This window comes from Ensifer soli, assembly GCF_041928815.1.
Taxonomy (GTDB): domain Bacteria; phylum Pseudomonadota; class Alphaproteobacteria; order Rhizobiales; family Rhizobiaceae; genus JBHFEI01.
Map to the genome: position 1 here is coordinate 1 of NZ_JBHFEI010000034.1, position 9,432 is coordinate 9,432.

The following is a 9,432-nucleotide window of genomic DNA, read 5'->3' on the forward strand; positions in this document are numbered from 1 at the left end:
CGATAGAGCTACGATGAGCCGAAAATCCTCTCTTCTCAACTCAACCAATTTTGTCTCACAGGCGCTGATGTCGGACAGGAAGGATACGAAGCCTGAGATGATGTTGAGACGGGCACTTCACGCTCGGGGCTTTCGTTATCGCCTTCACTCAAAGATGCTGCACGGCCGCCCTGATCTGATCTTTCCAAAATACAATGCGGCAGTCTTTGTACACGGGTGCTTTTGGCATCGCCATTTCGGATGCCGGTACAGCACGATGCCAAAAACACGAACAGCATTCTGGGAGAAGAAGTTCGCGGACAACACAATTCGCGATGAGTCAGTAAAGGATCAATTACTGCAAAGCGGCTGGAGAGTTGCAATAGTCTGGGAGTGTGCATTGCGAAAACCTGCTGAAGCGGAGGAAGTCGCCACGAGCTTGTGCAACTGGTTGACGTCGGGCCCGACAGTACTTGAATTGGGCGAGCCCCTCTAAGAGGAGTTTTCCTGGGCGGCATACGCTGAAGCGGAAATAATTTCCCAGAAACTCGGATATTCTCTTGTCGTTCAACGCTGCCCCACTTCGATTTCGCACGCATCTTATTTGCAACTCCGGTTTAAACGTCGTGATGAGGAGTAATGGGGGGAATACGAAAACCAAATCTCAACAGCGTTTGCATCAGAGGCCTTTAAAAGCAGCCGAGATCGCTGGGTACGAGACGACTTAATGTCCCCCACCAGAGTTCAGTCTTCGATGCCGAGCGTCAGATGGCGCTTCGGGCGAAATGGAAAGAGGCCATCCGAATACCGGTCAGCGAGTTCGTGAAAGACTTCCTCACTCTCCCGGACGTCGAACCCTTGACGCTCAAGCTGTTCGACGAGTGCGTCCCGAACCTTACCAACTGCTCGGTACGGGTCCTTCTGGCCTTGCGCGGCCGTGATCATCTGCCAAAGCAGCATCCTTGCCAGATCGTCTCGGCCCGGACGTCGGCGCACCTTGGCCTCATCGCGAACTTTCTGCTGGCGCTCCGCTTGCTCTGCATTCCTCTGCTTCTTCGACTTCCTCGCCATTACTTTGCTCCTTTGTTAGCGTGGAGCCTCATCGTGCCGGTCGGCCATGCAAGCGACAAACAGCGTTTTCGCCACTCCGCGACGGCAGCCATGTCGCATAGGACGTCCAGTGCAAACGCCGTTTTCCAAGAATCGTAAAATCGGACTCGGGTAACGGTTTCCGAGCATTCTGAATCGCGTCAGCGTAAATTGAGATGATGTGCCGAGAAGTTAAGGCGACATATGATGACGCAATCCAAATCGACGCGCATCTAAGGCGCAGTGTCTCCGCTTTCGCCGCCGCCACGCTCGCTCACTACGGACCCACAGACTTGCGTGCCGGCAACGCCGATCATGATGCCGGAATCGAATTCCCTGACCTCTGAATCGATAATTCACAGATCGGAATCGCGGATTGCGGTCATAGAGGCGCATTGGGAGATCGGGTAACGTCCATCGTTCGCCCGACGAGATTGCGTACCTCGTCACCGGACAATATGCCGACATTGACCAACTGCGCGGCGACGTCCTCCAGCGCGTGGCGGTTCTCCTCGATGATGCGGCGAGCGATTGCCTCAGCCCCCTCAAGACGTCGGCTGACGCGCTCTGCCAGTTGCCGATTACACGTCAGCTCGCTCGTTCCCATCGTTCCTGACCGATACAGTAGGGGCTGATAGGCGGAGAAGCCGAGGCTCGTCTCAGCCGCCAAAGCCATGGCCGTCGCACGCGCCAGATCACTTTCGTCCGCACCGCCGCCGCCTGCCAACGCTTCCCCGATGACGATCAACTCGGCTGAGCGCCCCCCAAGGAGACAGGCGATACTGTGCATCAACCAGGTTTCGTTTTGCGGGATCGACGGATTCGGCGTCGTCGTTACCATTCCAATCCCATGCAGGCCGATGCTGGCGGACTCCACTGTGGCGACACCGGTAACTGTATAGACCACCGCATGTCCCGCTTCGTGGACGGCAGCGCGTCGTCGGAGATCGGCCGACATATCCGCCTGCCCTGACCGCAGAGCGTTTTCCAGATCGGCCCAACTCACAGCCCGCCCCGACCGTCGCGCTGTCCTGCGGACCTCACGCACCATACGCTCGACGTCGGCTCCTGTCTTTCCGAGCGCCAGCAATGCCAAGGGGAGCAGCGTGTTCTCTGCATTCATCTCGTATGAGTTCACGGCTTAGCTCCTTTCGCCTTGTCAACTTTGCGTTTCTCTGACGTCCGTCGCAGCTGCCTTGGAACATGGTCCTTTGCTTTCGGAGACTTGAGGCGATGCCGCGACGACGCACCTGGGGCGGACGACATCACGTCGGCTAGGTCGGTGCCGAGATGATGGCCCAGAATCCCGACCAACGTCCCGAGGTCGGGCAGCGGAATTCGGACGTGGGTCTCCAACCGTCCCGACCGCAAAAGGGCCGGATCGATCTTCTCAGGCAGGTTCGTTGCCGCGACCACGACGACGCCTTCGGTCTTGGTCGCCCCGTCGAGAAGCTGCAGAAGCCTGTTGATCAGCGACGTCCAGTAGTCGTCGTACGGTCGGCCACCACCGGCATTACGCGAACCGATGTTGTCGAGTTCATCGATGAACAGAATGGCGGGCGCTCTCGATGACGCCAGCTCGAAGGCTGCAGACATCCTCTTCAGGACATCGCCTAGATATCCGGGTTCAAGCCAGTGCGCGACCGACGTCGCGAGTAGTGGCACTTCAAGTGTGTTGCAGAGCGCCTTGGCATATGTCGTCTTGCCTGTACCCGGCGGCCCAGACAGCAGAAGCTTTGTGCTCATCTCATCCCAAGACAGACTTCCTTCGCTCCAGAGAGCGAGGTCAGCTTTGAGGTCCAGGGCCCAGTTACGCGCGGCACCATAGCCTGACAGGGTTTCGACAAGAGCAGCGGACGTCTGCTTTTGCGGCTCGGATGTCCTTGCCAGTTTGCGATCACCAGTGAGCACCGGTTCGATGATTTCGATGCCGACGTCTTGCGGACATGGTTTCTCGCCCCGCTTCTGCGATGGAGCCGCTCCGCTTCGATTGCCTCCGGAGCCGCGCCGGCCGCCGCCCTGACCACCTGCCGTCTTCTCGGTGCCATCGTCCGCGGCGAAGCGATCAGCCAGCATTTCAAGGACATTGAGAACTTCTTCGGCCGAGCGGCGCGGCCGGACGGCAAGTACCAGGTCGTCGAGCGACAGAGAACTCGGATCGAACCTCATCGCATTCATCAACGTCAAACTTTCCTCAAGCGGCGTGCCGATGCAAAGGTGAAGAACGTCGGCGAGAATATCTTGATCAAGCCCTCCGCATTCGACCACTAGATCGACCGTCTCGGTGACGACCGGTGTCAGAGCGAGTGGAGTTTCATCAGCGACGACGATCGGCGCAGGCTCGCTGAGCATGGCTTGGCAAAGTTGCCGTCGGACAGTCTTGTTGTCAGCCTTGGCGACCGCAGAGCCGGCCAAAGTTTTCACCGTCCGCTGCGGACGTGGCCTTCGGTTGTCAGGATACCGCCCGGACAATGGGCCATCCCGCATGACATCTTCCAGCACCGCTCTGGAAGGCGTCAGCAGTCCGTCTTCGAGCATCATACCGAGGCTTGCCTCGAAACGCTGGACCGGAGCCTTGAGCAACACGAATGGCGTTGTCATCCGCAGTACCTCGGTCAGTACGCCAAGGTCTGGTAGGCTGGTTCCAACAGCGCGGGCGACGAGAAGGGCGACGGCTACGTGCATTGGATTGGGCGCAGGTAGACTCTCTCTGAGCAAAAACGAGACGTAAGAGAAGTCGACGTTCGAACCGTTGTTTTCGCCGATCGTCAGCGTCGACGTTTTTCGTCCCGCTGGCGGTTTGGCGATAGCGGGATCGCTCCAGTCGAACGTGCTTTCCATTTCGCGCCTTGGCTCCCCAAACCCCATCAACCGGCGGACAATCTCCCGGTCACGAAGACGGGCGCCGGCCAGGAATTGGCTGGCCGCAGCGGAGACATTCCAGGCCGTCCCGGAGACGTCATCCTCACCCATGAAGCGGCCCTCAAGCAGTCCGGCAACCGCCGCCTTCTCGTAAAGATCGAGGACAGCGCGACGGCGCAGCCGGGCAAGCAGATATCGGCGGATGCGGTGCTCCAGCGTTTCCATCATGTGTCCTCCCGCACCGCCGTGAAGGCAGGATTTCCATCGAGCCAGTCGCGGACGACAAGACATGTCGGGTCGCCAAGCATGCAGAGCTCGAGCAGCCAGGCGCGGAGCTGAGGCGGCAGGCTTTCGAGACGCTGCCCCTTTCGACGCGCGAAGCCGATTGCCGGCCGGACGATGGACGCGACGTAGTCGGCGCGCTCTTCGGCTGTGAGTTTATCCAGCGCCGCGCGGCAGATCGTGCCACCTGCCGCCTTACCAGTGAGCCGAACTGGTTCGGCCTGCAGAGGGAATGTCAGAATGTTGGATTTCGATAGCGTCATGGCAGACGTCTCCCGATAGCCCTGCTTCATCGAGCGGGCGCTCATGTTCGAAGATAAAGAATGGAAAAGACTGGCGCTCAAGCACCCGCTATTCGGGGTGGCCGCGCAAACCCAATCGATACCGGAACTCGGCTCGCTATCTCGTCAGCCATGGCTTCAGGCAGCATCACTATTGGATCGGCCGCGTTGCCTGGAGCATGACGAAGATTGGCGACGCTGGCGGTATGAGCGGCAAGCGCCGCCAACCAATTCGCTTCGACCTGATCCCGAAAGAGACCGCGCAGATGCTCAATAAGTCGGCCGGCGCCCGTCGCTTCCACGAGGTGATCAAGGTGGCTCAATGGCCACACGCCGCCCTCGACATCCGTGCGTTGATTTTCCGCATTCAGAATCACGACGCGGACTTCTTCGACGTGAAGACGGCGATGTTCCCTGAACAAAAGGTCGGGAACGACCAGCGCTGCTGCCAGCATCCTTTGCTTCAACTCCGCGATCCGCGAGACCTCATAGGAGCCGAGGCTTCGTTTCACATCCACGAGATGTGCGACTTTCGTTGGACGGTTGAGAATGAGCAGGTCGGGCGTGTAACTCTTGCGCCCGCCGTTGTCCGCGTCGAGGCTGAGCGACCTGACCAGCGACGGATCGTTCATCGCGACGAGCTCCGACGCCGCTTTGGTGACCGGCAGGCGTAGGTTGTCGGTGAGGACAACAAGGTCCGGATTGCCTCTGGCGACGAGGCCGATGCCGCGCTCGAGTAGACGTCCTTCCGCGGTGGGGACGGCCCGCAGAACGGACGCAATTTCGTTCATGCCGGCGGCGAGCGCCTGCCGAAACATCTCGGCTGACAAAGCCGATGATACGATCTCCGCTACGAGCGCATCGATCTGCGGCCGCATCGCGTCGAGGTCAACGACATGGGCGTAACTGGTGGTGCCTTCGTTCCTGATAGTCATGAGCATTCTCCTGTTGTTGAGGACAGGATCGGCGGTTTCGGCATTCAGACGGACGCGGGTCCGCACATGCGGAAATGATTTCCGCATCGATGCCGGTGACGACGATCCTGACGGCGGCTAGCGCGCGGTCCGAACGGATGGCACCGCTGACGGCACGCGGATTTCAACAGGAGGGCGGAGACAAGATGCTTCCGGGAACGGAGCAAAGCGGGTAAGGGTCGACATAGCCGGTGGCCTTTCGAAGGAAGGTTACAGGTCAGGCTCTCGTTCGGTGTTCCAGCACCGGCGGGAGCCGCTAAGTCACTGCAGAACCAGGCGTTTCTGCTGACCCTGTTGCGATAGCCCGGAGTTCCATGTCCGGCAAGCCGGTAAGAACGCATCCGGAACGTAGAGCTCCGGTATGGTTAACGCAGAACGCGGAGGCCCGACGTAAAAAGCCCTGCACGGTGGCGGGGCTCTTTGGGTGCAGTCGTCAGGCGGCCAGCTTCTTGTACTGGCGCTTCGACGGTCGGGGGTCGAACAGAATCTGCGCCCTGATCTCGTCGCGGTTATCGGGGGAGACGATCTGGAGAGCACCCTCGATCGTGTCCTGCACCGCCGGCGGCATGTGACCGTAGGTCAGCAACCCGTCATCAGCCTCGTCCTCGCTCTGCACGGCGACGTCATCCCGGCTCTGGTCTTCTGCGTTGGCCGGGAGAGCCTCGCCGTGGACGACGAAGCGCAGAAGGGGAACGACCTCGTTCTGGAGCCAAGGTACGAAGTCTTCGCGCGCCGGCCATGTCTCCTTGCTGCCCATCTTGTAAAGCAGGGCCTGGACCTTCCGCCATGCCGAGTCTTTCGGCAGTTTAGACGGCCGCCAGTTGACCCCGGCAATCATCGATGGTTCGAGGGGAGCAGCGATGCTGTTGATGAGATCATGTGCATGCCTGCAATCGTTAACGATCAGGTCTTGCAGTGATTTCTTTATAACCGCGCGATTTTTGGCCAGCGGCTGCATGGCCGTGTTGACCCGCTGCAGGATAGCGGTCGTCAGCTGGAAGAACTTGACCGAGTCCTGCTCGATCTTGATTTCGGCCATCCTGCGCAGGCCTGCCGCACCGCCGATCTCGGGTGGGTTCTCTTCCGCTTCCTTATTGGGCGGCGTCGCACCGACCATGGTTTTCACCTGGGCGACCGTCAGGTCCTCGCCAGCCTCGAATGCCGCCAGGACATCTTCGACCTTTTCGGAGTCCGCATAGGCGAGGACGAAGAGTGCTGTCGATGTGATACCGGCCGCGACCAGGCGCTCCTTGTAATCGGCGAGGTTCTCATGAATGGCGATGTAGTTGCGGGCCGTCTTCGTGCTGAACTTGCAGATCGCCTTGACCCATGCGCCGAGAGCGCGCTCCGGCAGGATAGCCTTCGCGCGTGCGAGGAAGCCGCCGAGCTCGAACCCCTGCTCGGTCGTTCGGCGACCGAGCGAACGGATGCCCTCGCCAATGGTCTTCAGCTCGCTGACGTCCTCTGGCGAAACCTCCTCGGTCGCCGTCGCCGCCTTGGCGGCCAGCTTGCCCGCAATCTTCTTATGCGTGTACTTTGTCATGTCTTCGGTGTCTCCGTGCTTCATCCGGTCTTCATCAGCGACCGTGAGATAATGATGACACGAATTTCCAAAAGGCGTTACAACCGGACTCATTAAGCATATGAATATAAATCGAAAAATGAGGTTTTCGCGATTTTTTGTCGAGATTTATCCAATGATTCCAACAGGCGAAATTTCTCGAAAATTTTTTCTGCACCCCAATTCTGAATGCATCAATAAATTGTATTTTGTTTTCGCGGCTCGGCGATTTCAGCCGGAAATCTGCCGCTCTATCCGTCGGCACCGCTTCTTCACGAGAAAGACGAGGCTGGAGCCGAATTCCCGGTTCGACGTCGGGTAGGACAGGACCTGCTCGAGCGCTTCGTCGGCTTTGGCCGCGACCAGCGCGGCAAGCTCCTCGACGCGCCTGGTGACGGCTGCCGGGCTGAGGCCGACATCGGTGGCGAACTGACGCCAGTCCTTTCCATGCAGCTCGTCGGCATTGCGCTTGCCGGCCAGTATCTGCGGCAGGGACTGATCGACCCGTCGGTACGGTGCCGCACACATGAGATCGTAGAGCGGGGCGAGCCTCGCCGTGCCGGACGCGCCGACGAGGACCGAGTAGTTCTTGGCATGCGAATCCGAATTGCAGATCAGGATGTTGAAGATCACCGCATCGAGCAGTCGAAGGCGTTCTGCCGGGGACACGAGGTGCGCCAAGGCCTCGAACATTTGCGGCAAGGACGCGCCGCTGCGCCGACCGAGCCCGGTCTGCTCGTATTTCTCGGCCGGGAACAGGCCCAGCAGCTGGCAGAAATCCTCCTGGTGAATGCGCCGGATGATGCCTTGCCCATCCGAAACCCGGTCATAGCGGCGGACAAGGAGATAGTCCCGCTTCCCCGCCCGCCCGATCGTCACCTCGGCGGCGTCGAGGCCACAGAGGCTGGCGAGGATCATGCAGAAGGCTTCGTTGGTGACGCTGCCCGCAAGGCGCTTGATGTCGGGTTTCAGGATGTGTGTCGAGGGGGTGCCGTCAAGCGGAATGCCGATCCGGCCTTCCGGGCCGATATAGACAGGCAGCTTGTCCTGAACGCCCGCGAGCGACATGGAGACGCCTCGCTCGCCGATCAGGAAGGGACGCTCCGGCAGTTCGTCGATGATGCGCTCCAGCGCGGCCTCGTCATCGACGATGCGGAAATTATTTCCCTCCCGTCGCGGCTCGCCGATCGAGAACGCGCCTGCGGTGTCGCGGCCGACACGCATCAGCAGGCCGAGGATGTCCTGTGGCGAGACTTTCAGCTGCTGGCCGATCTCGGAGAGGTGGGTTTCCGGCAACAGGTTGGCGAGCCATGGCATGACCTGCTCGGGGCCGTGGCTTCCGGCACGCAAGGGCATGGTGAGCGAAAGCGGGAAGGCGGAGGCGCGTTGCTCCCAAGCGGCGTCATAGACGAGAGACAGGCCATCCTGATCTGCCAGGCGGGCGACGGGCCAGTTTTCGTAGTAGATCGTCGTCACGGCGGCACCCGATCAGGAAAAGCGTGGCAGGTAGCCGAGATCGTCGTCGGCCGCCGGGGCGGGCGAGGACGTCGCGGATTTCAGGTCGCCGAGATCGATACCCACAGTTCGGGCGGCAATCAGCGATTTTTCCAGATGGCAGCTCGGCTTGCCGTTCTCCAGATCGACGATGAAGCGTTCGCCGGTGCCGCATCTCTCGGCCAGCTGAATCTGGGTCCAGCCCAGTGTTTTGCGGCGCTCCCGGATCAGCGCTCCGAATTCGGCGGCAGATCGGATCATGGAATCCTCCATACTTTCGAACTTACCGTACAGGAAGAAATAGACAAAATCCAGGAAATCTTACCGAAAGGGAAGTTTCTATATTGCCGCGGCAAAAACTTCCTGATCGGGAAGTCATGTGACTGATGCGATAGCTGCATAGGGTCGGCTCTCTGAACCTAACGAGGAGAACAGAAATGCGAAAGCTCGATCAGGAGAAACGCGCCATCGCCGCGGAGGAGCGGCAGAAACGCGCTGTCGATCACATTCGGCAGATCGCCGCTGCGGTGGAGATGTGGGATGGCATGCCAGTTGAAAGGCGGTAAGAGCTGACGGCGCTGATCCTCGACTCCATGCTTGAAGTCGTCAGAGAGCATGTCCCGAAATGCGAACATCCGTCGCCCGGTTTCAAGGTTTGATACCCGGCTACGGAAGCATCGCGGATGGGGTCGAAAATTGTCGACTTGCCAAAATGTATCGCGCCATGTATCGCTCGAAGTATCGAAATCGGGCTTATCTGTCAGTATATTGGCGGAAACCCTCTGGTTTTGCTCTAATTGGCGAAGAGTCCCACCCTCTCCGCCATGGTGGCCTAGAGCAGATTCGACTTATTCCGGGTCATATCCTGCGGCCTCGAAATAGTGTCGGCATTCCTTTGGCGTGAAGGCGG

The 9,432-nt window shown here is 59.6% G+C and carries 10 protein-coding genes; 2 read left to right on the forward strand and 8 right to left on the reverse strand.

Annotated elements, in window-relative coordinates; all coding sequences use genetic code 11:
- The first annotated feature begins 100 nt into the window (after positions 1 to 100).
- Positions 101 to 475, forward strand: coding sequence for a very short patch repair endonuclease (locus tag ACEVQ6_RS23050; RefSeq protein WP_374891401.1), 375 nt, complete (start codon positions 101 to 103; stop codon positions 473 to 475).
- 248 nt (positions 476 to 723) lie between these two features.
- Here the strand turns inward: ACEVQ6_RS23050 and ACEVQ6_RS23055 are convergent, their stop codons facing one another.
- The 8 genes from ACEVQ6_RS23055 to ACEVQ6_RS23090 all read right to left on the reverse strand — a co-directional run bounded on the left by ACEVQ6_RS23055 (position 724) and on the right by ACEVQ6_RS23090 (position 8,783).
- The gene (locus tag ACEVQ6_RS23055; RefSeq protein ID WP_374891392.1) at positions 724 to 1,050 is read right to left on the reverse strand and encodes a hypothetical protein; all 327 of its coding nucleotides are present in this window, start codon (positions 1,048 to 1,050) and stop codon (positions 724 to 726) included.
- 400 nt (positions 1,051 to 1,450) lie between these two features.
- A complete protein-coding gene (locus ACEVQ6_RS23060; protein WP_374891393.1) occupies positions 1,451 to 2,206 on the reverse strand; it encodes an ATP-dependent metallopeptidase FtsH/Yme1/Tma family protein in 756 nt (251 codons plus the stop codon).
- A complete protein-coding gene (locus tag ACEVQ6_RS23065) occupies positions 2,203 to 4,158 on the reverse strand; it encodes an AAA family ATPase (protein WP_374891394.1) in 1,956 nt (651 codons plus the stop codon). Before ACEVQ6_RS23065 ends, ACEVQ6_RS23060 begins: the two co-directional genes overlap by 4 nt.
- Positions 4,155 to 4,505: a hypothetical protein gene (locus tag ACEVQ6_RS23070; RefSeq protein ID WP_374891395.1), complete on the reverse strand. Its 351-nt coding sequence runs from the start codon at positions 4,503 to 4,505 to the stop codon at positions 4,155 to 4,157. The genes ACEVQ6_RS23065 and ACEVQ6_RS23070 overlap by 4 nt, the downstream gene beginning before the upstream one ends.
- A gap of 47 nt (positions 4,506 to 4,552) precedes the next feature.
- The gene (locus ACEVQ6_RS23075) at positions 4,553 to 5,428 is read right to left on the reverse strand and encodes a hypothetical protein (protein ID WP_374891396.1); all 876 of its coding nucleotides are present in this window, start codon (positions 5,426 to 5,428) and stop codon (positions 4,553 to 4,555) included.
- Between the two features lie 472 nt (positions 5,429 to 5,900).
- Positions 5,901 to 7,010 (reverse strand): hypothetical protein, encoded by a 1,110-nt coding sequence (locus ACEVQ6_RS23080; protein ID WP_374891397.1) that lies wholly within the window; start codon positions 7,008 to 7,010, stop codon positions 5,901 to 5,903.
- Positions 7,011 to 7,259: 249 nt separating this feature from the next.
- Entirely contained in the window at positions 7,260 to 8,504 is a 1,245-nt protein-coding gene (locus tag ACEVQ6_RS23085) for a type II toxin-antitoxin system HipA family toxin (RefSeq protein ID WP_374891398.1), read from the reverse strand.
- A 12-nt stretch (positions 8,505 to 8,516) separates the two neighbouring features.
- Positions 8,517 to 8,783 carry a helix-turn-helix transcriptional regulator gene (locus ACEVQ6_RS23090; protein ID WP_374891399.1) on the reverse strand — a complete coding sequence of 89 codons (267 nt, stop codon included), beginning with the start codon at positions 8,781 to 8,783 and terminating at the stop codon, positions 8,517 to 8,519.
- 176 nt (positions 8,784 to 8,959) lie between these two features.
- On the opposite strand from ACEVQ6_RS23090, the gene ACEVQ6_RS23095 reads away from it, so the two are divergent.
- Positions 8,960 to 9,088, forward strand: a complete 129-nt coding sequence (locus tag ACEVQ6_RS23095) for a hypothetical protein (protein ID WP_374891400.1) — start codon at positions 8,960 to 8,962, stop codon at positions 9,086 to 9,088.
- Positions 9,089 to 9,432: the final 344 nt, after the last annotated feature.